Source organism: Streptomyces sp. NPDC001194 (genome assembly GCF_042896985.1).
GTDB lineage: Bacteria > Actinomycetota > Actinomycetes > Streptomycetales > Streptomycetaceae > Streptomyces.
The window spans coordinates 486,264-511,837 of record NZ_JBIAXU010000004.1 but is presented as its reverse complement, the minus strand read 5'-3'; the positions used below and the strand labels follow the sequence as shown (position 1 = coordinate 511,837).

Sequence of the window (25,574 nt, the reverse complement as noted above, 5' to 3'; positions counted from 1 at the left end):
CCGAAAAATCCCCTGAGCCAAGGACCGTGATCGACGATGAAGGTCGGCATCCCCCGCGAGGTCAAGAACAACGAGTTCCGGGTCGCCATCACGCCCGCCGGCGTGCATGAGCTGGTCCGCAACGGCCACCAGGTCTTCGTCGAGCAGAACGCCGGTGTGGGTTCCTCGATCACGGACGCCGAGTACGTCTCGGCCGGCGCCGAGATCCTCGGCACCGCGGACGAGGTCTGGGCCACCGCCGACCTGCTGCTCAAGGTCAAGGAGCCCATCGCCGAGGAGTACCACCGCCTCCGCAAGGACCAGACCCTCTTCACCTACCTGCACCTTGCGGCCTCCCGCGAGTGCACGGACGCCCTCCTGGAGTCCGGCACCACCGCCATCGCGTACGAGACGGTCGAGCTCGCGAACCGCGCGCTCCCGCTGCTCGCCCCGATGTCCGAGGTCGCGGGCCGCCTGGCCCCGCAGGTCGGCGCCTACCACCTGATGCGCTCGGCCGGCGGCCGCGGCGTCCTCCCCGGCGGCGTGCCCGGCACCCACGCCGGCGAGTGCGTGGTCATCGGCGGCGGCGTCTCCGGCTGGAACGCCGCGCAGATCGCCATCGGCATGGGCTTCCACGTGACCCTGCTCGACCGCGACATCAACAAGCTCCGCGAGGCCGACAAGATCTTCGGCACGAAGATCAAGACGATCGTCTCCAACGCCTACGAACTGGAGAAGGCCGTCGTCGAGGCCGACCTCGTCATCGGCGCCGTGCTGATCCCGGGTGCGAAGGCCCCGAAGCTGGTCACCAACGAGCTCGTCGCCAAGATGAAGCCCGGAAGTGTCCTTGTCGACATTGCGATCGACCAGGGCGGCTGCTTCGAGGACTCCCGTCCGACCACCCACGCCGAGCCGACCTTCCAGGTCCACAACTCGGTCTTCTACTGCGTCGCCAACATGCCGGGCGCGGTGCCGAACACCTCCACCTACGCGCTGACCAACGCCACGCTGCCCTACATCGTGCAGCTCGCGAACCTCGGCTGGGCCGAGGCGCTGCGCCGCGACCCCGCGCTCGCGCTGGGCCTCAACACCCATGACGGCCAGGTCGTTTACGGTCCGGTCGCCGAGGCGCACGGCCTGCCGACCCTCGAGCTGAGCACGCTGCTCGGCTGATCGGTCAGACCCCGTCAACGACTGACGTCAATCTCACGTATCCGGCCGGACCTTGCCCCCAAGGTCCGGCCGGAGGCGTTTGCGGGGTGCGGGCGTTCACGGCTCAACTCGCCTCGAACGTAACCCTTTAACCCTTTCGCGCACCCGCGAAACTTCGCGGTGACGGCCTGGACGCCCTTGACAGAGTGGTGTTCGGTTGCCGACACATCGTTGCCGGTCCGACGGATTGTGTTGCCGCTGAGTGGTGACACGCCATAGAGTCGCCAACCGTCGGCATGGTGCCACGCTGACCTATCGATAAGTGTCCTGGTCACGTCCGAGGAGGTAAGACGACTTGTGAATGAGTCGACATTTGCTCCCGGGGGTGGTCGAGCAGGGACGCCAGACCGGGGCCAAGGATCCGGCGGGCTCGAAGCGGTCGGCTCCGTCGCGGTCCGCACCTTCGCAAACCACCAGCACATGACGACGCCCCAAAAGAGCATGGACGGCCTAGACGTGAACTCCAGGGCCGGCGACCTGAGCGGCGAAAAGCCCGTGGGTTTCGCCGACTACGAAAACGTGCCCGAAGGGCACTTCTACGACCCGGACGCGGAGTACGAGCCCGACCCCGAGTACGCGGCCACCCTCGCCCCCGACGCTGCCCGTCAGCGCCGGGAGCGGATCGGCCCGACCGGACGGCCGCTGCCGTACTTCCCGATCCCGGGTCCGCTGACCGACCACGGTCCGGCGAAGATCATCGCGATGTGCAACCAGAAGGGCGGCGTGGGCAAGACCACGTCGACCATCAACCTGGGTGCGGCGCTCGCCGAGTACGGGCGCCGCGTGCTGCTCGTCGACTTCGACCCGCAGGGCGCGCTGTCCGTGGGCCTCGGCGTGAACCCGATGGAACTCGACCTGACGGTCTACAACCTGCTCATGGAGCGGGGCATGTCGGCCGACGAGGTGCTGCTCAAGACCGCGGTTCCGAACATGGACCTGCTGCCGAGCAACATCGACCTGTCCGCTGCGGAAGTGCAGTTGGTCAGCGAGGTCGCGAGAGAGTCGACGCTGCAGCGGGCGCTCAAGCCCCTGATGGCCGACTACGACTACATCGTGATCGACTGTCAGCCCTCGCTCGGCCTGCTGACCGTGAACGCCCTGACGGCGGCTCACAAGGTCATCGTGCCGCTGGAGTGCGAGTTCTTCGCACTGCGCGGTGTGGCCCTGCTGACCGAGACCATCGAGAAGGTGCAGGAGCGGCTCAATCCGGAGCTGGAGCTCGACGGCATCCTCGCCACGATGTACGACTCCCGTACGGTGCACAGCCGCGAGGTGCTGGCGCGCGTCGTCGAGGCCTTCGACGACCACGTCTACCACACGGTCATCGGCCGTACGGTGCGCTTCCCGGAGACCACGGTCGCCGGCGAGCCGATCACCACGTACGCCTCCAACTCCGTCGGAGCCGCCGCCTATCGCCAGCTGGCCAGGGAGGTGCTCGCCCGGTGTCACGCCGAGTGAGTCTGCCCGGAGCCGACGAACTGTTCCGTACGACCGGGGGGATGGCGCTCCAGTCGTCCTCGCCGAGGCGAGGCCCGGAGGAGTCGACCGCCGGGGAGCACGCGGCGTCGTCGGCGGAGGGCACGGCGGGCGAGGGCCGCAGCCGGGAGGCCGCGGCGGCCGGCCCGGAGTCGGTGGTCGCACCCCGGCGCCCGCAGGAAGGTTCTGTCAGCCCGGAGCCCCGGCGGGGCAAGGGCCAGGGCCGCGGGGCGAACCGCAGGCCCAGCGGGCGCGAACGGCACGACGAGAAGATCACGGTCTACGTCTCCGCCGAGGAGCTCATGGACCTAGAGCACGCGCGGCTGGTGCTGCGCGGCGAGCACGGGCTGGCCGTGGACCGCGGCCGCATAGTCCGCGAGGCGGTGGCGGTCGTGCTCGCGGACCTGGAGTCCCGCGGCGACGCGAGCATCCTGGTCCGCAGACTCCGCGGCCGCTGACCGGCTGAGCGGCGGGCGGGGTGCTGGCGGTGGCTCTGGTGGGGCGGTGTCGGTGGAGTGCGGGGTGTGGTCCTGCGGGCAGGCCCGAAGCCGCCCCTGCCCGCCGGTCCTGTTGCCGGATGCGGCCTGCGGGCCGGTCTTCCCCGCGCCTTACGCCGCCCTGTCCGTCGTCCCGTCCCGTGTACCCGCCCTGCGCGTCGCTTCCGGGCCGCCGGTTGGCGGTTGTGCGGGGTGGTGGTGAGTGGCGGTGGCTCCGGTGGGGCGGTGTCGGTGGAGTGCGGGGTGTGGTCCTGCGGGCAGGCCCGAAGCCGCCCCTGCCCGCCGGTCCTGATGCCGGATGCGGCCTGCGGGCCGGTCTTCCCCGCGCCTTACGACGCCCTGTCCGTCGTGCCGTCCCGTGTGCCCGCCCTGCGCGTCGCTTCCGGGCGTGGTCGCTGCTGTGACGGTGTCTGATGCCGACCTGGCGGGGATTTCGGGCCGGTGGACCCTCCTACCCGTGGTGACCGGTGGCACAGGCGGCAGGAGGGCCCGTGACGGGCGGTCGGAAGGCAGGGAGGGCGGGCACCGGGCCTGCCTTGACCGCACCCCCGGTGGGGATTTCCCGCCCCCGCTCGCGCGTCTCCTGCCCCCTGCTCCGCCGGTCGACCTCGAACGTTCCCCCCGGGTGACTGCCGCCCCCCGCTCCGCCGGTCGACTTTCCGCTCCTGTCCCGGCGACCGCCGCCCCTGCTCCGCCGGTCGGCGTTGTACGTTCCCCCGGCGGCTGCCGCCCCCGCTCCGCCGGTCGGCCTCGAACTTTCCCCCGGCTGCCGCCGCCCCCTCCGCCGGTCGACCCTCCGCTTCCGCCCCGCGGCATCCGCCCCCCGGGCGGGTCCGGGGGAGGGAGGCGGGTCGGGCGTGGCAGCCTTGGGGCTGGCTCCGGCCGACCGACACCGCTTCCGTACCGCCTTGGACCCTGATGCCCCTTCCCGCCGATCCCGGCCGCCCCGCCCGCCGCAGTCTGGGTCGCGGGCCCGGTGCCCGGGCCGAGTCCGAGCCCCGAGACGCTCACGCGGCCCCTGAGGGGCCCGCGGGGGGCGGGCCGGGCGAGGACCCCGATCGGATCCCCGCGGCCGCTGACGCGCTCGCTGAGCCCCGTACGGCCGCCCCGGCGGACCCGGCGGACCCGGTGGCCGCCGTGGGGGCCGAGGCCGGCCAGGAAGCCGCGGAGGGGCCTCCCGGGGCTCGTGCGGCCGCCGCGGGGGCGGAGGGCGGCACCGGCGACGCCGGCGGGCGGTTCACGCTGCGGCTGGCCAACTTCGAGGGACCCTTCGATCTGCTGCTCCAGCTGATCTCCCGGCACAAGCTCGACGTCACCGAGGTCGCCCTGTCCAAGGTCACCGACGAGTTCATGGCGCACATCCGCGCCATGGGCCCCGACTGGGACCTCGACCAGACCACCGAGTTCCTCGTGGTCGCAGCCACCCTCCTCGACCTCAAGGCGGCCCGCCTGCTGCCGGCCGCCGAGGTCGAGGACGAGGCCGACCTCGCCCTGCTCGAGGCCCGCGACCTGCTCTTCGCCCGGCTGCTCCAGTACCGCGCGTACAAGCGGATCGCCGAGATCTTCGAGCAGCGCGCCGAGAGCGAGGGCCGCCGCTACCCCCGCACCGTCGGCCTCGAGGACCACCACGCCGAACTGCTGCCCGAGGTCGTCATCAGCATCGGCGCCGAGGGGTTCGCCCGGCTCGCGGTCAAGGCCATGCAGCCCAAGGCCAAGCCCCAGGTCTACGTCGACCACATCCACGCCCCGCTCGTCAGCGTGCGGGAGCAGGCCGCGGTCGTGGTCGCGCTGCTGAAGGCCCGCGGCGAGGCCACCTTCCAGGAGCTGACCGAGGACGCCGAGGACACCCTCACCGTCGTCGCGCGCTTCCTGGCCCTCCTGGAGCTCTACCGCGAGAAGGCGGTGGCCCTCGACCAGGAGGAGGCCCTGCGGACGCTCACCGTCCGCTGGAGCGGCGGGGACGGCGACGGGATGCCGACCGTCACCGACGAGTTCGACCGGATCGTGGAGGTCAAGGAATGAGCGACGTGGCCCGCCTCGCGCTGAAGCCCGCCCTGGAGGCCGTCCTCATGGTCGTCGACGAGCCCGCGACCGAGGCGCACCTCGCCAAGGTGCTGGACCGCACCCCGCGCGAGGTCGCCGACGCCCTGCGCGAGCTGGCCGACGAGTACACCGTCCAGGGGCGCGGCTTCGAGCTGCGGCTCGTCGCCGGCGGCTGGCGGTTCTACACCCGGGCGGAGTACTCCGACGCCGTCGAGCGCTTCGTACTGGACGGGCAGCAGGCCCGGCTGACCCAGGCGGCCCTGGAGACGCTGGCGGTGGTCGCGTACCGCCAGCCGGTGAGCCGATCGCGGGTCTCGGCGGTCCGCGGAGTGAACTGTGACGGGGTCATGCGGACCCTGCTCCAGCGCGGTCTGGTGGCCGAGGCGGGCACGGAACCCGAAACAGGTGCGATCCTGTACAGGACGACGAACTACTTTCTGGAGCGGATGGGCCTGCGCGGCCTGGATGAGCTCCCGGAGCTCGCGCCCTTCCTCCCCGAGGCGGACGCGATCGAAGCCGAGACGCAAGAGGGTGTTCCGTCGTTCGATCCGGATGCACCGGATACCGATGAAGACGACAAGACGACGGAACTTTGATGCGAAGCAGCGGCAACGGCAACGGTGGCAACAGGAACAGCGGCGGCGGTGGCGGCGGCGGGCGTGGTAACTCCCGCGGCGGCAGCTCCAGCGGCGGCGGTGGCGGCTACCGCGGTGGCGGCTCCGGCGGCGGCAGCGGCTCGGGAGGCGGCTCCCGCGGCGGCAGCTCCGGCGGCGGCTACCAGGGCGGCTCCCGCGGCGGCAGCTCCGGTGGTGGCTACCAGGGCGGCTCCCGCGGCGGCAGCTCCGGTGGTGGCTACCAGGGCGGCTCCCGCGGCGGTGGCTACCAGGGCGGCGGCGGTGGCGGCTACCAGGGCGGCGGCTCCGACCGCGACCGCGAGCCCGCGCCCCGCATCCGCAACCCCCGCCCCGAGGAGCGCCGCTACGACGTCGGCCCCGAGGGCGAGCGCAACGGCCGCGGCGGTGCCAAGGCCGGCGGCGGCGGTGCCCGCGGCGCGGCCGACGGCAACCGCGGCGGCGGTGCCCGCGGCGACGCGGCGCGCGGTGGCGCCAAGGGCGGTCCCCGCACCTCCAAGACCCCCGGCATCGGCGGGGCCGGCGGCCCGCGCCGCGGCCCCGGCAGCCGCAGCGGCCAGTCCCGTCCCCGCGAGCTGGACGCGCGGATCGAGGAGCGCGTGCGCGACCGGTACGCCGACAAGCCCGTGATCAAGACCCCGAAGACCTTCCCGGGCGCCGAGCAGGAAGGCGAGCGCCTGCAGAAGGTGCTCGCCCGTGCCGGCATGGGTTCGCGCCGCGCGTGCGAGGAGCTCATCGAGCAGGCCCGCGTCGAGGTCAACGGCGAGATCGTGCTGGAGCAGGGCAAGCGCGTCCAGCCGAAGGACGAGATCAAGGTGGACGGCCTGACGGTCGCCACCCAGTCGTACCTGTTCTTCGCGCTGAACAAGCCCGCCGGCGTCGTCTCCACCATGGAGGACCCGGACGGCCGCCAGTGCCTCGGCGACTACGTCACCAACCGCGAGACCCGGCTCTTCCACGTCGGCCGGCTCGACACGGAGACCGAGGGCATCATCCTCCTCACCAACCACGGTGAGCTGGCCCACCGCCTCACGCACCCGAAGTACGGCGTGAAGAAGACGTACGTCGCCGCGATCACCGGCCCGCTGCCGCGCGACATCGGCAAGAAGCTCAAGGACGGCATCGAGCTGGAGGACGGGTACGCCCGCGCCGACCACTTCCGCGTCGTCGACCAGGTCGGCAAGAACTACCTGGTCGAGGTGACCCTCCACGAGGGCCGCAAGCACATCGTCCGCCGCATGCTGGCAGAGGCCGGCTTCCCGGTCGAGAAGCTGGTCCGGACCTCCTTCGGCCCGATCGAGCTGGGCGACCAGAAGTCCGGCTGGCTGCGCCGCCTGACCAACACCGAGGTCGGCATGCTCATGCGCGAGGTCGGTCTGTAACCCCTCGCCCTCCGGCTGTGAGAAGCCCGCAGTGCCCACGTGGCACTGCGGGCTTCTCGCTTGTCAGGGACCCGCCTGCCTGTTTATAGTCAACATGACTATTAAAGAACGAGGGGGTCGGGCGTCATGAGCTGGACCGAAATCCTGGGCTTCGCCACCGGAGCCCTGTGCGTCTGGCTCGTCGCCCGGCAGCACGTCGCGAACTGGCCCATCGGCATCGCGAACAACGTCTTCTTCATCGTGCTCTTCGCCCAGTCCGGCCTGTACGCCGACGCCGGGCTCCAGATCGTCTTCATCGCCCTCGCCGCGTACGGCTGGTGGTCCTGGACCCACGGGGGTGGACCAGGAACCGCCGAGGCCCTGCCGGTGCGCCGCACCACGCGCACCGAATGGGCCGTGCTGGCCGCGGCGGGGGCGGTGGGGGTGCTCGGGCTCACGCTGCTGCTGAGCCGGGTCTCCGACTCCACCGTCCCGTTCTGGGACGCGCTGACCACCGGGCTCTCGCTCATGGCCACGTACGGCCAGTGCCGCAAGCTCGTCGAGTCGTGGTGGCTGTGGATCGCCGCCGACCTCGTCTACATCCCGCTCTACGCGTACAAGGGGCTGTACCTGACCTCGGTCCTGTACGCCGGCTTCCTCGCGCTCTGCGTGGTGGGCCTGCTCGGCTGGCGCCGGACGATGCCGGTGCGCGGTGTCCGTACGGCCGCGGAGGCGACGGCATGAGCGGCGATCGGCGCTACGCCCACGGCCTGGTCCTCGGCAAGTTCTACCCGCCGCACGCCGGCCACCACCACCTCGTGCGCACCGCCCAGGAGCGGTGCGAGCGGCTGACCGTGCTGGTGTGCGCCGCCTCGGTGGAGTCGGTGCCGCTCGCCGACCGGGTGGCGTGGATGCGCGAGGCGCACCCGGGGGCCCAGGTCGTCGGAGCCGTCGACGACATCCCGGTCGACCTGCGGGACCCGGCGGTCTGGGAGGCGCACATGGCGGTCTTCCGGGGCGCGGTGCCGGGGCGCGTCGACGCCGTCTTCACCTCGGAGGAGTACGGGGCGGAGCTCGCCCGGCGGTTCGGGGCCGAGGAGGTCTGCGTCGATCCGGGCCGCACCCGCTTCCCCGTCTCCGGGACGGCGGTACGGGCGGACCCGGTCGGCAACTGGGAGTTCCTGGGGCCGGGGGTACGGGCGGCCCTGACCCGCCGGATCGTCGTGCTCGGCGCCGAGTCGACCGGTACGACGACCCTGTCGCGGGCGCTCGCGGACCACTACCGGGCACGCGGCGGCGTGTGGGCCGCAACGGGCTGGGTCGCGGAGTACGGGCGCACCTACAGCGAGGAGAAGCTGGCGGCGGCCCGCGCGGCGGACCCGGCGGCGACCTGGGAGGACGTCTCCTTCGGATCGGAGGAGTTCCCGGTGATCGCGCGGCGGCAGGACGCGGAGGAGGAGCGGGCGGCACGGTCGGGCTCGCCGGTGCTGATCTGCGACACCGACTCCTTCGCGACGGGCATCTGGCACGAGCGGTACACGGGGGGCCGCAGCGAGGAGGTCGAGAAGATCGCCGCGCTGACCCACCGGGACCTGTACCTGCTGACGGACCACGCGGACGTGCCCTTCGAGGACGATGGTCTGCGCGACGGCGAGCACCTGAGGCCGTGGATGACGGACCGCTTCCGCCGGGAGCTCACCGACACGGGAAGGCGCTTCCTGATCGTGCGCGGGGACCGCGAGAGTCGGCTGAAGGCGGCGGTCGCGGCCGTGGACGACGTACTGGCCGAGGGCCGGCACTTTGCGGACCCCCTCCCGGAGAACCGGTGAAGGGGTACGACCCGCACGCGTTCGAGCCGTTCGCGGTGACGGTGGACCTGGCGGTCTTCACGGTGCGGGGCGGCGCGTTGAACGTCCTGCTGATCCGGCGCGGCCAGGACCCGTACGCGGGGGCCTGGGCGCTGCCCGGCGGCTTCCTGCTCCCGCGGGAGTCGGCGGAGACGGCGGCCCGCCGGGAACTGGCCGAGGAGACGGGACTGCAGGAGGCGGTCGTCGGCGCGCTCCACCTGGAGCAGCTGCGCACGTACAGCGATCCGGACCGCGATCCGCGGATGCGGGTGGTCTCGGTGGCCTTCACCGCGCTGGTCCCGGACATGCCGGAGCCGGTGGCGGAGGGCGGCGGGGACGCGGCACAGGCGCGCTGGGTGCCGGTGGGGGAGACCGGGCCACTGGCCTTCGACCACGCGCGGATCGTGTCCGACGCGCGCTCCCGCATCGGGGCGAAACTCGAATACACCTGCCTGGCCACGGGGTTCTGCACGCCCGAATTCACCCTCGGGGAGCTCCAGTCCGTCTACGAGACCGTCTGGGACACCGCCCTGGACCGCCCCAACTTCCGCCGCAAGGTCCTGGCGACGCCCGGCTTCGTCGAGGCGGTGCCGGGGGCGGCCCGGCTGACCGGAGGCCGCGGCAAACCGGCCGCCCTGTACCGGGCGGGCCCGGCGACCGCCCTGCACCCGCCCCTGCTCCGTCCCACGGAAGGACACGCGAAATGAACCTGGCTCCGACTTCGGGGAAGCGGCCGGCGACGGGGGCCCTGATCGGCCTCGCGCTGGGCGACGCACTGGGCTTCCCCACGGAGTTCAACGACGTCCCGTCGATCCTGGCGAAGACGGGCCCGTGGCGCGAGATGCGCCTGCCCCGCCCGGCGATCGTCACGGACGACACCCAGATGACGCTGGCGCTGGCGCGCGGCATACGCACGGCGGCGGAACGCGGGCGCGTGGGACCGCTGCGCCTGACGCGCCCCGTCCGCGAGGAGTTCGTGGACTGGTACCACTCCCCGGAGAACAACAGGGCTCCCGGCAACACGTGCCTGCGGGCGTGCAGCCTGCTGGACGACCCTTCCCGGAACTGGCGGGACGCGAGCCAGATCGGCTCGAAGGGCTGCGGGGCGAACATGCGGGTGGTCCCGGTCGGCCTGGTCCCCGGCTGGACGGAGGAGGAGCGCGCCGGCGCGGCCCAGCTCCAGTCGGCCCTCACCCACGGCCACCCGACGGCCCTCGCGGCCTCCGACCTGACGGCCCGGGCGGTCCACCTCCTCGCACAGGGCACGGAGGTGACGGGCCTGGTCGGGCAACTGCGCTCGTACGCCCTCGACAACCGCACCCGCTACCACGAGCGCTGGCTGGGCGACCTCTGGATGCGCACGGCCTCGGACGCGACGCCCGAGTCCTTCATGGCCCGGGGCTGGGACGACTGCCTCGGTGTCCTCGACCGCCTGACGGCGGCCCTGCGCTCCCCCTCCCCGGAAACGGACCCGTGCCTGACGACGGGTGACGGCTGGATCGCGGAGGAGGCCCTCGCCACGGCCCTCCAGTGCTTCCTCCTCTTCCCGGACGCCCCGCTCACGGCCCTGCGCCGGGCCGCCTGCACGAAGGGCGACTCGGACTCGATCGCCTGCCTGGCCGGCGCCTTCGCGGGCGCCCACCTCGGCGCCGCCGTCTGGCCCGAGGAGTGGGCGTCCCGCATCGAATACCGCGACGCCCTCCTCGCCTTCGGCACCCTCTGGGACGCGTGAGGTCCCCGCGGCGGCGGTGTGCGGCCGGCTATGCCGAGGCGCTCGCGCGGCGGGTGCGCAGGAGGAAGTCCTCCACGCGGGCCCGGTCCGGTTCCGCGGGGAGGGCGGTGGTGGCCAGGGCGGTGTCCGACTCCTCGCGGAGGCGGGTCATCCAGGTGTCCACCTCCGGCCAGGTGAGCTCGCCGCGCTTGACCGCGAGGAGGCGGTCGCGGTGCTCGGCGGCGTCGATCGTCAGGCGGCCCGTGCGCAGGAGGTCGCGGCAGGACAGGAGCAGGCGCAGCAGGTGCATGGCGTGCTTCCAGCGCGGGGCGCCGTGGATGCGGACGTCCGCGAGGAGTTTGGCGTGCTGGGAGACCGCGTAGCGGGTGAAGGTGGTGTGCGCCCGGCGGGAGAGGAAGGCCTCCCGGAGGGAGAGGAGCTCCTCTCCCGGCGGGGTCAGCCGCTCCACCAGCGGGGAGTGCAGGCACTCCAGGATGTTCGGGTTGGCGCGCAGCGCGAGTTCGCAGAAGCGCTCCAGCTCCCAGGAGAACTCCTCCTCCCGCGGGCCCTCCACGTGCGTCGGCGGCTTTTCGAAGCGCCAGAACAGCGGCGTCGGAGCCAGGTAGACGCCGCGCCGGTCGGTGTCGCTGGCCTCCGTCGCCAGGCCGAACGCCCGGGAGCCCATCACGCACGCGTAGATCGTGTGGTCGCGTACGAGGGTGAGGTCCAGGGCTTCCGGGGAGGTGGTCGGCTCGTTCATCCCCGGAGCCTAGGCCGGGGGGACCGGGCTACGCGAGCGAGATGTTCCCGTCCGGGGCCACCGTGATCTGCTTCTCCGCCAGGGGCCGGGTCGCCGGGCCGTGGGCCACCGCGCCGTCCGTGATCTGGAACTTGCTGCCGTGGCACGGGCAGTCGATGGTGCCGGCCGCCACCTTGTTCACGAGGCAGCCCTGGTGCGTGCACACCGCCGTGAAGCAGCGGAAGGACCCGGCCGTGGGCTGGGTGACCACCAGCTTCTCGTCCTTGAGGACCGTGCCGCCGCCCACCGGTACCTCGGAGGACTTGAGCAGCGCCTTGCCCGTGCCCGCCGCGGGGGAGGACGGGGCCGCGGCATCGGGGGTCGACGGGCTGCCCGGCTCGCTCTTCGGGCTCTTCTCCTCACCGCCGCACGCGGTGAGCGTGCCGCCGCCCAGCGCGACGGCTGCTCCTGCCGCCAGTACCGTACGGCGGGCCGTCGGCGTGGGGTCGCTCATGGGGTGCTCCTCGATCGGGTCGCTCCGGGATGGCGAGCAGCATCCTGGCCCCTACCGGGCCGCAGGAGAAGCCCCCGCGCCGCCCGGCTCAGGAGCCCTGCTCCCACGGGACCAGTTCCGCCGGGCCGCCCGCCGTGCGCGCGACCTCCCAGAGGCGGACCACGGCCGCCCGGTCCAACGGGCCGTGGACATGCGGGTAGCGGCCGCCCGATTCACCCTCGCGGCGGACCTCCGAGGTCAGGGCCCGCTCGTCGAGCTCGACGGCCAGCAGCGGACCCGGTACGTCGCGGTAGTGCGCCTCCGCGATCGCGAGCACCGTCGGGCGGTCCGCCGAACAGTGCACGAAGCCCTCCGATTCGAGAGAGGAGGGGGCGTACGGAAGCTCGGGCGCGGCGGTCCAGTCGGCGAGGGGCACGATGTGGAAGATCATGCCGGTCGTTCTACCGCACCCGCCCCGGACATTCCGCATCAAGTGGCGGCTTGTTGCGTATTGGGCGACATTGTCCGTGTCTCGAACCCTCTCGAAAGGCATGGACGATGGCGGGTAACGACCTCGGCTCCCTTCTGGGCGGCCTCCTCGGAGGCGGCAGCGGCGGCCAGGCGGGCGGTGGCGGCGGCAACATCCTCGGCGCGCTGCTCGGAGCCCTCATGGGCGGCGGTGCGGGCGGGGGCCAGGCGACCGGAGGCGGGAACAATCCGCTCGGCGGGCTGATGGACATGCTCGGCAAGTCCGGTCTCGCCGACCAGGCGCAGTCCTGGGTCGGTACGGGAGACAACAAGCCGGTCAGCGGCGCCCAGATCGCCGAGGCGCTGCCGGACGACACCCTGCAGCAGGTCGCCGCACAGGCGGGCGTCAGCCCGGAGCAGGCCGCGGACGAGATCGCGCGGTCGCTGCCGCAGGCCGTGGACAAGCTGAGCCCGGCCGGTTCGATCCCGAGCGGTTCCCTCGAGGACATCATCCGGCAGCAGAACCTCTAGCCCGCCGGCAGCGCCGAGGGCCCGGCCGCCGTCCCACATGACGGGCCGCCGGGCCCTCGCGGCGTGTGCGCTGGCTACTCTGGCCCTGACCCGCCGTCACGGCCGGTCAGCCACCCGTCACCGCATCCCTGGAGCGCCCCCGTGAGAACCGCCGTCGTGATCGGAACCGGACTGATCGGCACCTCCGCGGCGCTCGCCCTGACCGCCCGCGGGATCACCGTCCACCTCGCCGACCACGACCCGGCCCAAGCCCGTACGGCCGCCGCCCTCGGCGCCGGCACCGACGAGGCTCCCGAGGGCCAGGTCGACCTCGCGATCGTCGCCGTACCGCCGGCCCACGTGGCCGCGACGCTGGCCGAGGCGATCGGCCGCGGCGTGGCCCGCGCCTACGTCGACGTGGCCAGCGTCAAGGGCGGCCCCCGCCGGGAGCTCGCGGCCCTCGGCGTGGACGTCACGGCGTACATCGGCACCCACCCCATGGCCGGCAAGGAGCGGTCGGGCCCGCTCGCCGCGACGGCCGACCTCTTCGAGGGCCGGCCCTGGGTGCTGACCCCGACCCGGGACACCGACCACGAGGTGCTCAACCTGGCGCTCGAACTCGTGGCCCTCTGCAAGGCCGTACCGGTGGTCATGGACGCCGACGCGCACGACCGGGCGGTGGCACTGGTCTCGCACACCCCGCAGCTCGTGTCCAGCATGGTCGCGGCGCGCCTGGAGGAGGCCGACGAGACGGCGGTACGGCTGTGCGGGCAGGGGATCCGGGACGTGACCCGGATCGCCGCCTCCGACCCGCGGATGTGGGTGGAGATCCTCTCGGCCAACCCCGGCCCGGTCGCCGACGTCCTCGCCGGCATCGCCTCCGACCTGGAGGCCACGGTCGACGCCCTGCGCGGGCTCCAGTCGGCGGACGTGGAGAAGCGGCGCGGCGGGGCGGCCGGCATCGAGGACGTCCTCAAGCGCGGCAACGCGGGCCGGGTCCGGGTGCCGGGCAAGCACGGCGCGGCGCCCATGGCGTACGAGACGGTCGCCGTCCTGATCAGCGACCAGCCGGGCGAGCTCGCGCGGATCTTCGCCGACGCCGGGCGGGCCGGGGTCAACATCGAGGACGTGCGGATCGAGCACGCCACGGGCCAGCAGGCCGGTCTCGTCCAGCTCATGGTCGATCCCGGGGCGGCCGCGGCCCTCACCGCGGAGCTGCGCGAACGCGGCTGGGCCCTGCGCCAGCAGTAGCCGGCCGGGCCGCCTCGGCGGTACTGGGCGGCGCCCGTGTCCGGGGCCGGTAACCTTGGGGAGGGGCGCTTTGGCGCGCCCGGACACGTACGCGCAACCAGGAAGGTGCCCGCACCGTGGAAACCGCAGCTCCGTCCGCCGTGATCGTCGCCATCGACGGTCCCTCCGGCACGGGCAAGTCCAGCACCTCCAAGGCCGTGGCCGCCAAGCTCGGGCTGCGCTACCTGGACACCGGTGCCCAGTACCGGGCCATCACCTGGTGGATGATCACCAACGGGATCGACACCGACGACCCGCACGCCATCGCCGTGGCGGCCGGCAAGCCCGGCATCGTCTCCGGTACGGACCCGGCCGCCCCGACCATCACGGTCGACGGCCTGGACGCCTCCGGCCCGATCCGCACCCAGGAGGTCACCTCCAAGGTCAGCGCCGTCAGCGCCGTCCCGGAGGTGCGCACCCTGATCACCGAGCTCCAGCGCTCCATCGCGGCCTCGGCCGAGGGCGGGATCGTCGTCGAGGGGCGGGACATCGGCACCACCGTCCTGCCCGACGCCGACCTCAAGATCTTCCTGACCGCGTCCCCCGAGGCCCGCGCCGCGCGCCGCAGCGGTGAGCTGCGCGGCAAGGAGGCCACGGACCTCGCGGCCACCAAGGAAGCGCTGATCAAGCGCGACGCCGCCGACTCGGGCCGCAAGACCTCCCCCCTGGCCAAGGCCGGGGACGCCGTGGAGGTCGACACCACCGAGCTCACGCTCGACCAGGTCATCGAATGCGTCGTGACGCTGGTGGAGGAGAAGCGGGCGGCGCGCACGTGAGCGGAACGCCCTCCCTGAAGGGTGCGGCGCTCGGCAGGCGGATCGGCATCGGCCTCATGTACGGGCTGTGGAAGCCGCGCGTGCTGGGCGCCTGGCGCGTGCCCGCCTCGGGGCCTGTCATCCTTGCCGTGAACCACGCGCACAACATCGACGGGCCGATGGTCATGGGCACCGCCCCGCGGCCGCTGCACTTCCTCATCAAGAAGGAGGCGTACGTCGGCCCGCTCGGCCCGTTCCTGGACGGGATCGGCCAGGTCAAGGTCGACCGTACGGGCACGGACCGGGGCGCCATCGGCAAGGCGCTCGCGGTGCTGGAGAACGGCGGAGCCCTGGGGATCTTCCCCGAGGGCACCCGCGGCGAGGGCGACTTCGCCTCGCTGCGCGCCGGTCTCGCCTACTTCGCGGTCCGCAGCGGCGCGCCCGTCGTGCCCGTGGCCGTGCTCGGCAGCACCGAGCGCCAAGGGCGGCTGGTCCGCGGACTGCCGCCGTTCAAGAGCCGGGTCGACGTCGTCTTCGGCTCCGCCTTCGACGCGGGCGACGGCACCGGCCGCCGCACCCGCACGGCCCTGGACGAGGCCACCGCACGCATCCAGAGCAGGCTGACCGCCCACCTGGCCGACGCCAAGCGCCTCACCGGGCGCTGAGCGAGACTTGACCTAGTAGTGGAACCGCGCTGCGCGGGCACCACCGATCACCACGAACGACGAGGAACGGACTTCATGAACGACCAGCACGACCACGGAGCACTTGGCGATGCCGAGTACGCGGAGTTCATGGAGCTCGCCGCGGAGGAAGGCTTCGAAGTTGAGGACGTCGAGGGCGCGATCGCGGAGGCCGGCCACGGGCCGCTGCCCGTGCTCGCCGTCGTGGGCCGTCCCAACGTCGGCAAGTCGACCCTGGTGAACCGCATCATCGGCCGCCGCGAGGCGGTCGTCGAGGACAAGCCCGGTGTCACCCGCGACCGCGTCACGTACGAGGCCGAGTGGGCCGGCCGCCGGTTCAAGGTCGTCGACACCGGCGGCTGGGAGCAGGACGTCCTCGGCATCGACGCCGCCGTCGCCGCGCAGGCCGAGTACGCCATCGAGACCGCCGACGCGGTCGTCTTCGTCGTCGACGCCAAGGTCGGCGCCACCGACAGCGACGAGGCCGTCGTCAAGCTGCTGCGCCGGGCCGGCAAGCCCGTCGTCCTGTGCGCGAACAAGGTCGACGGCCAGAGCGGCGAGTCCGACGCGGCCTCCCTGTGGTCCCTGGGCCTCGGCCAGCCGCACCCGGTCTCCTCGCTGCACGGCCGCGGCACGGGCGACATGCTCGACGCCGTCCTCGAGGCGCTGCCCGAGGCGCCCGAGCAGACCTTCGGCGGCGCCCCGGTGGGCGGCCCCCGGCGCATCGCGCTCATCGGCCGTCCGAACGTCGGCAAGTCCTCGCTGCTGAACAAGGTCGCGAAGGAGGACCGTGTCGTCGTCAACGAGCTGGCCGGTACCACCCGCGACCCGGTCGACGAGCTGATCGAGCTCGGCGGCATCACGTGGAAGTTCGTGGACACCGCGGGCATCCGCAAGAAGGTGCACCTCCAGCAGGGCGCCGACTACTACGCCTCCCTGCGCACGGCCGCCGCCGTCGAGAAGGCGGAGGTCGCGGTCATCCTGATCGACACCACCGAGACGATCAGCGTCCAGGACCAGCGCATCATCACCATGGCCGTCGAGGCCGGGCGCGCGATCGTGATCGCGTACAACAAGTGGGACGAGCTCGACGAGGAGCGCCGCTACTACCTCGAGCGCGAGATCGAGACCGAGATGCAGCAGGTCGCCTGGGCGCCCCGGGTGAACGTCTCGGCGCTCACCGGCCGCCACATGGAGAAGCTGGTCCCGGCGATCGAGACGGCCCTCGCGGGCTGGGAGACGCGCGTCCCGACCGGCCGGCTGAACGCCTTCCTCGGCGAGGTCGTCGCGGCCCACCCGCACCCGATCCGCGGCGGCAAGCAGCCCCGCATCCTGTTCGGCACCCAGGCGGGGAGCAAGCCGCCGCGGTTCGTCCTCTTCGCCTCCGGCTTCCTGGAGCACGGCTACCGGCGCTTCATCGAGCGCCGCCTGCGCGAGGAGTTCGGCTTCGAGGGGACCCCGATCCACATCTCCGTGCGGGTGCGCGAGAAGCGCGGCGCGCAGTACAAGAAGAAGTAGGCGGCGAGGGCGGTCCGGGGTCAGTAGCCCCGGCGCGGAGCGGGCGGCAGGGCCGCCGGGATGTGGTGCATTCCGGTGTGGTGCTGCCGCCCGCCGGCGTATGCGGGGCCGGCGGCGCCGTGTTCGCCGCCGGCGGTCGTGGACCCGGCGTACGCGTACGAGGGCTGCGGCGCGGGGGTGTACGAGGCCGGCCACGGGTCGGTCTGCCATGCCGAGCCGTTCCAGCCGCTCCCGTACGAGCCTCCTCCGTACGGGGCGCCGCCGCTCGCGTACGAGAACGCCGTGAACCCGAGGTCCTCTTCGCCCGTACGGTCGCCCGGCAGGGCCCGGAAGGCGCGCAGGTACTCCGAGTAGAGCGTGTCGTAGATCGGGGTGTGCGAGACGGCGGGGCGCATCGGGGAGACGGCGCTCGCGTGGGCAGGGGCGCGGGATGGGTCGTATGAATGCACGTATCAGCCAACGAACCCGGGGCCCTGCGGATGCGGGCGGGAACCATAAAAACGCAGATCGCCGGGGGTGCGCGGGATGGACCGCGTACCCCCGGCGCAGACCGCGCCGCACCCTCGACGGGTGCGGCGCGGTGTTCCGGGATCCCCTGCCTGCGCCTGGACTCAGACGCCGGAGGTGCCCGCCAGCGGCATCGAGGCCGCCACGAGCTTGCCGCCGGCGGCGGCCTTGTCCAGCGCGTCGCGGAGCAGGTCCTCGCGGGGCTGCTGGCCGATGGAGCCGACCGGAGCGGCGTAGATCAGCACGCGCTGCGTCTTGTTGACGGCGGCCCGCCAGCCGTCGGTGACCGACAGGGCCTGGTGCGCCTGCCACCAGGCGACCTGGCCGCCGCCCTCGGTGCCGGGCTGGAGCACGGCGTGCAGCTGGCCCGCGGCGAGCAGGACCGACCAGCCGGCGAGCGGGGAGGGCAGCTCGGCGGTGTCGGTGACCGGGATGAACCCCTGCTCGATCAGGAGCGGCAGGAAGTCGTCGCCGGGGCCGCTGGTGCCGGGGCGGGCGATCGGCGCGGTCGGCTCGACCACGAGCGCCGGGTGCAGCTCGCCGCCGATCAGGACCAGGCCGCTGGTGATGCCGAGGACCGCCTGGCCGCCCGGCACGTTCTGCGGGGCGCTGCCGCCGGCGGGGCTGTCGCCGGTGATGCTGCGGACCGCGCCCTGGAGCTGCTCCTCGGAGACGGTCACCACCTGCGAGGGGATGCAGCCGGCGTGGGCGAACGCGAGGACGGCCGTCTCCTCGCCGACGAACAGCACCGTGCTGGTGCGGTCGGTCTCGGGGTCCCCCGGGGTGCGGCAGGAGGTGCAGTCGTAGCTGCGCGGTGCGTCGTCGCCGGTGAGCAGCCTCTCGGCTTCTTCGTCACCGATCTCGGCACGTACCTCATCACTGACGTCGAGCATGCGGGGCACGGGCTGGCTCCTCGGACTAGGCGAGCGGGGGCGGCCGGGCGGTTCCCGGCTCGCCGGGCTCAACGGCCGAGCGGCGGCCGGGGTCACGCCGTTTGAGGGAACGGAATCGAACCTGGCCCCCGGAGGGGTGAACGGTCGGACCGGGGCTTTCTTTTCGTGCCAACTCTTTTCTGGATGTGCCCAGTTGGTGGCCGCTCCTGGTCGATTCCGGCGGGGGTGGCGGCTGAGCCGACCGGGTGGGCCGCGGGCCGGGCCGCGTGGCAAGGCCGGGCGGACGCCGCGGCGCTGCGTAGCGTGACGCGATGCCCGACCTCCGGATCCGGCGGGCCGCCCCGGCGGCCGCTGCCGCCGCCGCGCTGGCCCTCGTCCTCGTACTCCCGTCGGGGGCCGGCGCGGCCCCGCCGCCCCCCGCTCCCGGGCCCGCGGGGGCGGCACACCCCGGCTCGCCCGGGATCATCGGGACCGGGCCGGGGGACTGCGGCCCCGGCGGGCAGTGGCCCTGGGACTGCGTGGCCGACTGCGAGAGCAGCGGGCGCTGGGCGGTCAACACCGGCAACGGCTTCTACGGGGGCCTGCAGTTCTGGCAGCCGACGTGGGAGGAGTACGGCGGGCTGGTCTTCGCGGCGCGGGCCGATCTGGCGACCAGGGAGCAGCAGATCCGGGTGGCCGAGGACGTGGTCGGGTTCCAGGGGTGGGACGCGTGGCCGGTGTGCTCGAAGCGGTACGGGCTGGCGGGGCGGATGCACGTGGTGCGGACCGGGGACACGCTGGAGAAGATCGCCCGGCGGTACCGGGTGAAGGGCGGCCGGCAGGCGCTGTACGAGGCGAACCGGGCGGTGATCGGCCCGAAGCCGCAGGAGCTGGTGGTGGGCACGCTGCTGGCCCTGCCGCCGTCGGCTCCGGCCCCGGCCGCGACTCCGGTTCCGGCTCCGGTTCCGGCTCCGGTTCCGACGCCGGCCCCGGCCGCCTCGCCGGTCCCGGCTCCGGTTCCGACCCCTGCGCCCACCCCCGCGGCCGTACCGGCTCCCTGACGGGGGCTCGGGCCGCGGGGGCGATTCGGCCGCGGGCCGGGGTACCGGCAGACTGCTGCGCATGCTGGAGACCTCCGCCCGACTGCTCCGCCTGCTGTCCCTGTTGCAGGCCCACCGCGAATGGACCGGCGCCGATCTCGCGGAGCGCCTCGGCGTGACCCCGAGGACGGTCCGGCGCGATGTGGACCGGCTCCGGGAGCTCGGCTACCCGGTGAACGCCAGCCCCGGCACCGGCGGCGGCTACCAGCTGGGCGCGGGGGCCGAGCTGCCGCCGCTGCTGCTCGACGACGACGAGGCCGTCGCCGTCGCGGTGGGTCTGCGGACGGCCGCCGGGAACGGCGTCGAGGGGATCGGGGAGGCGTCCGTGCGGGCGCTCGCCAAGCTGGAGCAGGTGCTGCCGGGGCGGCTGCGGCGGCGGGTGTCGGCGCTCAACGAGTTCACCGTGCCGATGCTGCGCGGCCCGGGGCGGGCCACGGTCGACGCCTCCGTGCTGACCGGAATCGCCGCCGCCTGCCGGGACAGCGAGCGGCTGCGTTTCGACTACCGGGACCACGGGGGCAGCGTCAGCCGCCGCGTGGTGGAGCCGCACCGGCTGGTCTGCACCGAGCGGCGCTGGTACCTGGTCGCATGGGACCTGGACCGGGAGGACTGGCGGACCTTCCGCGCCGACCGGATCGAGCCCCGCCCGCCGCACGGGCCGCGGTTCACCCCGCGCCCGGCGCCCGCGGAGGACCTCGCCGCGTACGTGTCGCGCGGTGTGGCGCAGGCCGCGTACGCCGCCCGGGCCGTGCTGAGGCTGAAGCTGCCGGCGGAGGCGGCGGCCGCCCTCGTGGGGCCCAGCCAGGGGGCTTTGGAGCCGCTCGACGCCGAGAGCTGTCTGCTGCGGACGGGGGCCGTGAACCTCGACGTCCTCGTCATTCACGTCATGCTGCTCGGCTGTGAGTTCGAGGTGGTGGAGCCGCCGGAGCTGGCGGACCGGATCAGAGCGGCCCGGGACCTTCTCGGGCGGGCCGTGGAGAAGATGTAAGGAAACCGAGGGGGTTCACCCCTGCCGATCCGGGTGCGCCGCGCAATCCCCGGGGAAATTCCGGAGGTCCCGGGCGGAATGCGAAACAGGATGTCCGGAGGGCTTGTCGCGGGCCGGAAAAAGAATGGCGCGCGCACGATTTCGCGGCGGCGCGGATGAAGCCGGGTCCGTCAAAGAACTGTCGACATTCCGTGACCCAAGCGTGACCCGGTACGGACGAACCTCCGGGCGCTGCGCTGACGTTCCGGTCGGGTGTGCTGCGGGGGTCACCGAAATGGCCGAGGCGGGCCGGGTGGTGACCCGGCCCGCCTCGGTGGTGCGGGGTGAGGTGGTGCGTACCGTCCCGCGGTGTCCCGTACGGCCCGCGTCGCCCCGGACGGGGCGTCAGCCGCCGGTGGCCGGCCGGGCCGCGGCCCGGGCCGCGGTGGCGGGCCGCTCGGCGTGGGCCGGGCGGCGGCTGCCGGCCGGTGTGACCGGGGTCCGCTCGGACCGGATCAGGTGCGGACGGCCGGAGATGTGCGCGGCGGGCCGGGGCGCCGGGGCGTGCGCGGAGCCCGCGGCGGCCGCCTGCGCGGACGCCGGGACGGGCACGGCGGCGGGCTCCTGCGGGCCTGCGGGGCCGGTCGCGCAGGCGCCGTCGTCGAGCCGGAGCTGCCACTTGCCTCCCGCGGAGAGCAGCGGGGTGAGCGCGGTGGCGACCGGGACGGGCACGGTTCCGGTCTCCAGCCGGCGGCGCAGCCGCTCCCGCAGTGCGAAGACCCGGGCCTCGACGCCGGCGATCAGCGGCTCGAACCAGGGCAGCGCCAGCATGATCAGCAGGCCGGCGGTCCAGCCGAGCAGGACGTCGCTCACCCAGTGGGTGCCGAGGTACACGGTGGTGGCGCCGACGCTCAGCGAGACGACCGCCGAGAGGATGGACAGCACCCGGCGGGTGACCGTGGTGGACGCCAGGTAGGCCAGGATCCCCCAGGTCACGACGGCGTTCGCGGTGTGGCCGGAAGGAAATATATCGCCGCCGGCGAAGAGTTCGGCGGAGCCGATCTGCGTGGCGTAGTGCGGACCGAGCCGGCCGAGGCCGAGCTTCACCGAGCCGACGGTGATGTTGAGCAGGAGCAGGGCGACGCCGAGGGCGATCAGCGGGCGCAGGGTGTGCTGGCGCCAGGAGCGCCAGCCGAGCCAGGCCGCGACCATCACCGCCGTGGGCCCGCGCTGGCCGAGGACGACCAGGTAGTCGAGGAAGGCGTGGATCTGCGGCCACTGCTCGTACGGCCGGAAGAACATGACCTGCCAGTCCAGGCGGACGAGCCAGGACGTGGTCAGGACGGCCACCACGATCGCGAGGTAGAACGCGAGGGTCGATCCGAGGAGCACGACGCGGTGCCGGCTCATCCGCGGTGTTTGCAGATGAGCCGGTCGCTCTGGTTCCCGGTCCAGCCGGGCGAACACCCGCTCCAGACGGGTCAGGATTTGGTCGGTACGCACTCAATCGACGTTACCGCGCGCCGATGGGCGGCCCGGTCGAATCAGGGGCTTTGTGATGACCATGTGATGTGGAGTTGGTCTCACGTGGGGCTTAATTCCGGGGATTCCGGCATTAGTTGGAGCCGTCTTGATCCAATGCCCTGGCCATTCTTTCGCATACTTAGCCGCGCTTTATCACCGCAGCTCAATTACTTTGCTGAAAGATGGATCGGAATGATCCATTCCGTTACGCGGCCCCGCGGCGGGCGCCGGGGCGGGCCGCTACGGAGGCCCCGACCCGTTCAGCCAGAAGGCCCCGTACACCGCCGACGCCAGCGCAGCCGCGCCCAGCACCGCGACCGCCCGACCGGTCCGCCACCGGGTCAGGGCCACCGCCGCCGGCAGCAGCAGCGGGAACGCCGGGAGCAGCAGCCGCGGCTTGGAGCCGAAGTACCCCGACGCGCAGAGCGCCAGCGCCACGACGATCCCGCAGTAGACGAGGAGCGCGGCCGGCTGGCGCCGGCGTACGCACAGCCCGTACAGCCACAGCACCAGCACGACCCCCGCGATCAGCCCGATCCCGGCGGGTGCGGCGGAGGAGGCCAGCTTCGCCCCGATGAAACGGGCGAACGCCCAGCCGCCGTCGAAGCCGTTGCCCCAGCCGCCCTGCACGTCCAGGTAGCCGAGCAGCCCGTCGCCGGTGCGCGCCCCGACCCACAGCACGTACGCGGCCGCGCCCAGCGGGGCCAGCGCCGCGCCCGCCGCCATCCGCCAGGACCGCTCGCCGCCCCGCCACGCCAGGGCGGCCGCCACCCAGACCGCCGCCACCACCGCGGCGCCGACCGGGCGGGTCAGCCCCGCCCCGGCCGCGAGCAGGCCGGCCGTCAGCCACCGGCCGCGCAGGGCCCCGTACAGCGCCCAGGCGGCCAGCGCCGTGAACAGCGACTCGCTGTAGGCCATGGACTGCACGATCCCGACGGGCAGCGCGGCCCAGACCCCGGCGGCGAACACCCCGGCCCGGCGGCCGTACAGGAGATCGGCGACCGCGAAGATCCCCCAGGCCGCGGCGAGCCCGGCCACCACCGAGACCACCAGTCCCGCGGATCCGTACGGCAGCCCGGTCGGCGCCGAGACCAGCCGCTCCAGCCAGGGCAGCAGCGGGAAGAAGGCCAGGTTCGAGTGGACGTCCCCGTTCGGGAGGCGCACCTCGTACCCGTATCCCTCGGCGGCGATGCGGGCGTACCAGAGCGAGTCCCAGCGCGCCGACAGCAGCGTGTGCGGGCTGCTGCCGGCGGCCGCGCACCAGAGCGCGAGCACGGCCAGCCCGAGCAGCCGGACCGCCGCGAAGACGGCCAGGGCGGGCGCGGCCCGGCGAAATCCAAGATCTTTCACGGGCATGATTATCGGTGGCGTCCACGCGTGCCGTCGGCGCAGAACCACGGGTCGTGACCGCGCGTGTACGCGGAGGAGGGGAGAGGGGGCGGGCGGGGTGGATCGAGTGGCGCACGCCACACCGGGGCCGCCGCCGGGGTGAGAGCTTGGCCACGTGTCGGGCAGACGAACTCGCGTACGCTGACGCTTCACTCGCGTGTCGATGCCGGACCCCGTAGGACGCCGCTCAGCGCACCACCACCGTGGCTCCGCAAACGCTGGTCCGCCGAGTGCGAGCGATCATCTGGGAGGTACATGCATGTCGGGGACGAACGCGGCCGCCGTCCGGCTGAGGCTGCGCGCCGTCTCCGGCGGGACCAACCGCTGGCTCGTCCTCGGGGTGCTCTGCGTCAGCCTCGTCCTCGTCGCGCTCGACGCGACGATCCTGCACGTCGCCGTCCCCTCCGTCACGGAGGACCTGCGCCCCGGCGCGGTAGAGCTCCTGTGGATCGTCGACGCCTACCCGCTGGTCTGCGCGGCGCTGCTCATCCTCTTCGGCACCCTCGGCGACCGGGTCGGCCGCCGCCGGATACTCCTGCTCGGATACGGGCTCTTCGGCGCGGCCTCCGCCCTGGCCGCCCTGGCCGACAACGCCCAGGTCCTGATCGCGGCCCGCGCGCTGCTCGGCGTCGGCGGCGCGATGATCATGCCGGCCACCCTGTCCATCCTGCGGCAGGTCTTCCCGGACCGGCGCGAGCGGGCCCTCGCCATCGGCATCTGGACCGCCGTCGCCGCCATCGGCGCGGCCAGTGGGCCGGTCCTCGGCGGGTTCCTCGTCCAGCACTTCTGGTGGGGCTCGGTCTTCCTGATCAACATCCCGCTCATGGCGCTGGTCCTGCCGCTCGGGCGCTGGCTGCTGCCGGAGTCGCGCGGCACCGCCGACGGGCCGTGGGACGTGGTCGGCGCGCTCATGGCCGCCGCCGGCGTGCTGGGCTTCGTCCTCGGGATCAAGAGGATCGGCGCGGAGCGCCGGCTCCTCGACGCCGAGGCGCTGGTGCCGCTGCTGCTGGGCGTGGCGCTGCTGATCTTCTTCGTGCGGCGGCAGAAGCGGCGCCCGCACCCGCTGATCGACATGCGGATGTTCTCGCGCGCCGCGTTCTCGACGTCCGTCGGGTGCATCGTGCTCGCCATGCTGGCGCTGGTCGGGCTGGAGCTGATCGCGGTCCAGTACCTGCAGCTGGTGCTGCACCTCAGCCCCCTGGAGACCGGGCTGCGGCTGCTGCCGCTGACCTTCGCGGCCATGGCGGCGGGTGCCACCGGGTCGTACACGCTGGCCCGGGTCGGGCCGCGGACGATGGTGTCGCTGGGCTTCGTGCTGACGGCGTTCGCCGTGCTGCTGCTGACGTTCATGGGGCAGCACGACCGGCCGGTGCTGCTCACGGCCGGGTTCATCCTGCTCGGCTTCGGTCTGCAGACCACGCTGTTCGCGGCGTACGAGTCGATGCTGAGCGAGGCCCCCGCGGCCGCGGCCGGCGGTGCGGCCTCCATAGGCGAGACCTCGTACCAGCTGGGCGCGGGGATGGGCATCGCGCTGCTCGGCAGCGTCATGAACGCGGCCTACGCTCCGGGACTGACGCACGTGCCGGGGGTGTCGGCGGCGGACGCGGCGGGAGCCGCGAACTCCCTGGGCGAGGCGTACCAGATCGCGGGGGCGCTCGGGGGCGCGGCGGGCCAGTCGCTGTACGCCGCGGCGCGGCTGTCGTTCGTGCACGGGCTGCACGTCACGCTGGTGGTCAGCGCCGGGCTGCTGCTGGCGGGGGCCGTGATGGCGCTGAGGCTGCCGCGGGTGATGGAGTGTCCCGACTCCGCCGAGTGCGATGCCGACGCCGAGCCGGTGCGGCTGCCCGCCCAGGCGGGCTCCGGCGCCGGGCGCGTCCCCGCCGCCGCGCAGCCGGACCGCGACCGGGCCGCCCGCCCGGCCTGACCGCCGCGCGGGCAGGTGGGGGGTGGACCGCGGGCGGCCGCGAGGACAAACTTGCACCGCTAGGTTTCGAACCGCAG

Annotated in this window: 25 protein-coding genes; 18 read left to right on the top strand and 7 right to left on the bottom strand. The window is 73.4% G+C overall.

Annotated elements, in window-relative coordinates; genetic code table 11:
* Nucleotides 1-36: 36 nt before the first annotated feature.
* The 10 genes from ald (at nucleotide 37) to ACFY1T_RS13720 (ending at nucleotide 10,779) form a co-directional block, all read left to right on the top strand.
* Entirely contained in the window at nucleotides 37-1,152 is a 1,116-nt protein-coding gene (gene ald / locus ACFY1T_RS13765) for an alanine dehydrogenase (RefSeq protein WP_030870665.1), read from the top strand.
* Between the two features lie 459 nt (nucleotides 1,153-1,611).
* Nucleotides 1,612-2,649: a ParA family protein gene (locus tag ACFY1T_RS13760; protein WP_229340921.1), complete on the top strand. Its 1,038-nt coding sequence runs from the start codon at nucleotides 1,612-1,614 to the stop codon at nucleotides 2,647-2,649.
* Complete coding sequence (locus tag ACFY1T_RS13755; protein ID WP_390788283.1) at nucleotides 2,634-3,125, top strand: hypothetical protein; 492 nt, start codon at nucleotides 2,634-2,636, stop codon at nucleotides 3,123-3,125. Before ACFY1T_RS13760 ends, ACFY1T_RS13755 begins: the two co-directional genes overlap by 16 nt.
* A 957-nt stretch (nucleotides 3,126-4,082) precedes the next feature.
* Nucleotides 4,083-5,186, top strand: a complete 1,104-nt coding sequence (locus tag ACFY1T_RS13750) for a segregation and condensation protein A (RefSeq protein ID WP_390788282.1) — start codon at nucleotides 4,083-4,085, stop codon at nucleotides 5,184-5,186.
* On the top strand, nucleotides 5,183-5,803 hold the full coding sequence (gene scpB / locus ACFY1T_RS13745) for an SMC-Scp complex subunit ScpB (protein WP_030870656.1): 621 nt from the start codon (nucleotides 5,183-5,185) through the stop codon (nucleotides 5,801-5,803). Before ACFY1T_RS13750 ends, scpB begins: the two co-directional genes overlap by 4 nt.
* Nucleotides 5,803-7,221, top strand: coding sequence for a pseudouridine synthase (locus ACFY1T_RS13740; RefSeq protein WP_390788281.1), 1,419 nt, complete (start codon nucleotides 5,803-5,805; stop codon nucleotides 7,219-7,221). Before scpB ends, ACFY1T_RS13740 begins: the two co-directional genes overlap by 1 nt.
* A 126-nt stretch (nucleotides 7,222-7,347) precedes the next feature.
* Nucleotides 7,348-7,944, top strand: coding sequence for a nicotinamide riboside transporter PnuC (gene pnuC / locus ACFY1T_RS13735; protein ID WP_390788280.1), 597 nt, complete (start codon nucleotides 7,348-7,350; stop codon nucleotides 7,942-7,944).
* Entirely contained in the window at nucleotides 7,941-9,029 is a 1,089-nt protein-coding gene (locus tag ACFY1T_RS13730; protein WP_390788279.1) for an AAA family ATPase, read from the top strand. Before pnuC ends, ACFY1T_RS13730 begins: the two co-directional genes overlap by 4 nt.
* Nucleotides 9,026-9,754: an NUDIX domain-containing protein gene (locus ACFY1T_RS13725; RefSeq protein WP_390788278.1), complete on the top strand. Its 729-nt coding sequence runs from the start codon at nucleotides 9,026-9,028 to the stop codon at nucleotides 9,752-9,754. Before ACFY1T_RS13730 ends, ACFY1T_RS13725 begins: the two co-directional genes overlap by 4 nt.
* Nucleotides 9,751-10,779, top strand: coding sequence for an ADP-ribosylglycohydrolase family protein (locus tag ACFY1T_RS13720; protein WP_390788277.1), 1,029 nt, complete (start codon nucleotides 9,751-9,753; stop codon nucleotides 10,777-10,779). Before ACFY1T_RS13725 ends, ACFY1T_RS13720 begins: the two co-directional genes overlap by 4 nt.
* 28 nt (nucleotides 10,780-10,807) lie before the next feature.
* Here the strand turns inward: ACFY1T_RS13720 and ACFY1T_RS13715 are convergent, their stop codons facing one another.
* From ACFY1T_RS13715 to ACFY1T_RS13705, 3 genes are all read right to left on the bottom strand, one after another.
* Complete coding sequence (locus ACFY1T_RS13715) at nucleotides 10,808-11,518, bottom strand: DNA polymerase beta superfamily protein (protein ID WP_390788276.1); 711 nt, start codon at nucleotides 11,516-11,518, stop codon at nucleotides 10,808-10,810.
* 28 nt (nucleotides 11,519-11,546) lie between these two features.
* A complete protein-coding gene (locus ACFY1T_RS13710; RefSeq protein ID WP_390788275.1) occupies nucleotides 11,547-12,011 on the bottom strand; it encodes a Rieske (2Fe-2S) protein in 465 nt (154 codons plus the stop codon).
* A gap of 88 nt (nucleotides 12,012-12,099) precedes the next feature.
* On the bottom strand, nucleotides 12,100-12,441 hold the full coding sequence (locus ACFY1T_RS13705) for a DUF952 domain-containing protein (RefSeq protein ID WP_030870633.1): 342 nt from the start codon (nucleotides 12,439-12,441) through the stop codon (nucleotides 12,100-12,102).
* A 107-nt stretch (nucleotides 12,442-12,548) separates the two neighbouring features.
* Between ACFY1T_RS13705 and ACFY1T_RS13700 the strand changes: the two genes are divergently transcribed.
* From ACFY1T_RS13700 to der, 5 genes are all read left to right on the top strand, one after another.
* Nucleotides 12,549-12,989 (top strand): YidB family protein, encoded by a 441-nt coding sequence (locus ACFY1T_RS13700; protein WP_390788274.1) that lies wholly within the window; start codon nucleotides 12,549-12,551, stop codon nucleotides 12,987-12,989.
* Between the two features lie 141 nt (nucleotides 12,990-13,130).
* Nucleotides 13,131-14,219: a prephenate dehydrogenase gene (locus tag ACFY1T_RS13695; RefSeq protein WP_030870627.1), complete on the top strand. Its 1,089-nt coding sequence runs from the start codon at nucleotides 13,131-13,133 to the stop codon at nucleotides 14,217-14,219.
* A 116-nt stretch (nucleotides 14,220-14,335) separates the two neighbouring features.
* Nucleotides 14,336-15,034, top strand: coding sequence for a (d)CMP kinase (gene cmk / locus ACFY1T_RS13690; protein ID WP_030870623.1), 699 nt, complete (start codon nucleotides 14,336-14,338; stop codon nucleotides 15,032-15,034).
* The gene (locus ACFY1T_RS13685) at nucleotides 14,989-15,678 is read left to right on the top strand and encodes a 1-acyl-sn-glycerol-3-phosphate acyltransferase (protein ID WP_078861073.1); all 690 of its coding nucleotides are present in this window, start codon (nucleotides 14,989-14,991) and stop codon (nucleotides 15,676-15,678) included. Before cmk ends, ACFY1T_RS13685 begins: the two co-directional genes overlap by 46 nt.
* A 75-nt stretch (nucleotides 15,679-15,753) precedes the next feature.
* Complete coding sequence (gene der, locus ACFY1T_RS13680; protein ID WP_030870617.1) at nucleotides 15,754-17,214, top strand: ribosome biogenesis GTPase Der; 1,461 nt, start codon at nucleotides 15,754-15,756, stop codon at nucleotides 17,212-17,214.
* Between the two features lie 20 nt (nucleotides 17,215-17,234).
* Here der and ACFY1T_RS13675 read toward each other — a convergent pair whose 3' ends face one another.
* Together ACFY1T_RS13675 and ACFY1T_RS13670 are read right to left on the bottom strand one after the other, a co-directional pair.
* Nucleotides 17,235-17,609 (bottom strand): hypothetical protein, encoded by a 375-nt coding sequence (locus ACFY1T_RS13675; RefSeq protein WP_390788273.1) that lies wholly within the window; start codon nucleotides 17,607-17,609, stop codon nucleotides 17,235-17,237.
* Nucleotides 17,610-17,825: 216 nt separating this feature from the next.
* On the bottom strand, nucleotides 17,826-18,623 hold the full coding sequence (locus tag ACFY1T_RS13670) for a hypothetical protein (protein WP_030870611.1): 798 nt from the start codon (nucleotides 18,621-18,623) through the stop codon (nucleotides 17,826-17,828).
* Nucleotides 18,624-18,925: 302 nt separating this feature from the next.
* Between ACFY1T_RS13670 and ACFY1T_RS13665 the strand changes: the two genes are divergently transcribed.
* Together ACFY1T_RS13665 and ACFY1T_RS13660 are read left to right on the top strand one after the other, a co-directional pair.
* On the top strand, nucleotides 18,926-19,654 hold the full coding sequence (locus ACFY1T_RS13665) for a transglycosylase family protein (protein WP_390788272.1): 729 nt from the start codon (nucleotides 18,926-18,928) through the stop codon (nucleotides 19,652-19,654).
* A 61-nt stretch (nucleotides 19,655-19,715) separates the two neighbouring features.
* Nucleotides 19,716-20,681: a helix-turn-helix transcriptional regulator gene (locus ACFY1T_RS13660; RefSeq protein ID WP_390788271.1), complete on the top strand. Its 966-nt coding sequence runs from the start codon at nucleotides 19,716-19,718 to the stop codon at nucleotides 20,679-20,681.
* 384 nt (nucleotides 20,682-21,065) lie between these two features.
* Here the strand turns inward: ACFY1T_RS13660 and ACFY1T_RS13655 are convergent, their stop codons facing one another.
* Both ACFY1T_RS13655 and ACFY1T_RS13650 read right to left on the bottom strand, forming a co-directional pair.
* Nucleotides 21,066-22,163, bottom strand: a complete 1,098-nt coding sequence (locus tag ACFY1T_RS13655) for a phosphatase PAP2 family protein (protein WP_390788270.1) — start codon at nucleotides 22,161-22,163, stop codon at nucleotides 21,066-21,068.
* 261 nt (nucleotides 22,164-22,424) lie between these two features.
* Complete coding sequence (locus tag ACFY1T_RS13650) at nucleotides 22,425-23,540, bottom strand: hypothetical protein (RefSeq protein WP_390788269.1); 1,116 nt, start codon at nucleotides 23,538-23,540, stop codon at nucleotides 22,425-22,427.
* A gap of 292 nt (nucleotides 23,541-23,832) precedes the next feature.
* Between ACFY1T_RS13650 and ACFY1T_RS13645 the strand changes: the two genes are divergently transcribed.
* A complete protein-coding gene (locus ACFY1T_RS13645; RefSeq protein ID WP_390788268.1) occupies nucleotides 23,833-25,497 on the top strand; it encodes an MFS transporter in 1,665 nt (554 codons plus the stop codon).
* Nucleotides 25,498-25,574 lie beyond the last annotated feature (77 nt).

Bases quoted from the DNA above. Each gene is read 5' to 3' on its own strand.
- ald (WP_030870665.1), top strand. From the start codon at position 37: ATGAAGGTCGGCATCCCCCGCGAGGTCAAGAACAACGAGTTCCGGGTC.
- ACFY1T_RS13760 (WP_229340921.1), top strand. From the start codon at position 1,612: ATGACGACGCCCCAAAAGAGCATGGACGGCCTAGACGTGAACTCCAGG.
- ACFY1T_RS13750 (WP_390788282.1), top strand. From the start codon at position 4,083: ATGCCCCTTCCCGCCGATCCCGGCCGCCCCGCCCGCCGCAGTCTGGGT.
- scpB (WP_030870656.1), top strand. From the start codon at position 5,183: ATGAGCGACGTGGCCCGCCTCGCGCTGAAGCCCGCCCTGGAGGCCGTC.
- ACFY1T_RS13740 (WP_390788281.1), top strand. From the start codon at position 5,803: ATGCGAAGCAGCGGCAACGGCAACGGTGGCAACAGGAACAGCGGCGGC.
- pnuC (WP_390788280.1), top strand. From the start codon at position 7,348: ATGAGCTGGACCGAAATCCTGGGCTTCGCCACCGGAGCCCTGTGCGTC.
- ACFY1T_RS13730 (WP_390788279.1), top strand. From the start codon at position 7,941: ATGAGCGGCGATCGGCGCTACGCCCACGGCCTGGTCCTCGGCAAGTTC.
- ACFY1T_RS13720 (WP_390788277.1), top strand. From the start codon at position 9,751: ATGAACCTGGCTCCGACTTCGGGGAAGCGGCCGGCGACGGGGGCCCTG.
- ACFY1T_RS13715 (WP_390788276.1), bottom strand. From the start codon at position 11,518: ATGAACGAGCCGACCACCTCCCCGGAAGCCCTGGACCTCACCCTCGTA.
- ACFY1T_RS13710 (WP_390788275.1), bottom strand. From the start codon at position 12,011: ATGAGCGACCCCACGCCGACGGCCCGCCGTACGGTACTGGCGGCAGGA.
- ACFY1T_RS13705 (WP_030870633.1), bottom strand. From the start codon at position 12,441: ATGATCTTCCACATCGTGCCCCTCGCCGACTGGACCGCCGCGCCCGAG.
- ACFY1T_RS13700 (WP_390788274.1), top strand. From the start codon at position 12,549: ATGGCGGGTAACGACCTCGGCTCCCTTCTGGGCGGCCTCCTCGGAGGC.
- ACFY1T_RS13685 (WP_078861073.1), top strand. From the start codon at position 14,989: ATGCGTCGTGACGCTGGTGGAGGAGAAGCGGGCGGCGCGCACGTGAGC.
- der (WP_030870617.1), top strand. From the start codon at position 15,754: ATGAACGACCAGCACGACCACGGAGCACTTGGCGATGCCGAGTACGCG.
- ACFY1T_RS13675 (WP_390788273.1), bottom strand. From the start codon at position 17,609: ATGCGCCCCGCCGTCTCGCACACCCCGATCTACGACACGCTCTACTCG.
- ACFY1T_RS13665 (WP_390788272.1), top strand. From the start codon at position 18,926: ATGCCCGACCTCCGGATCCGGCGGGCCGCCCCGGCGGCCGCTGCCGCC.
- ACFY1T_RS13660 (WP_390788271.1), top strand. From the start codon at position 19,716: ATGCTGGAGACCTCCGCCCGACTGCTCCGCCTGCTGTCCCTGTTGCAG.
- ACFY1T_RS13650 (WP_390788269.1), bottom strand. From the start codon at position 23,540: ATGCCCGTGAAAGATCTTGGATTTCGCCGGGCCGCGCCCGCCCTGGCC.
- ACFY1T_RS13645 (WP_390788268.1), top strand. From the start codon at position 23,833: ATGTCGGGGACGAACGCGGCCGCCGTCCGGCTGAGGCTGCGCGCCGTC.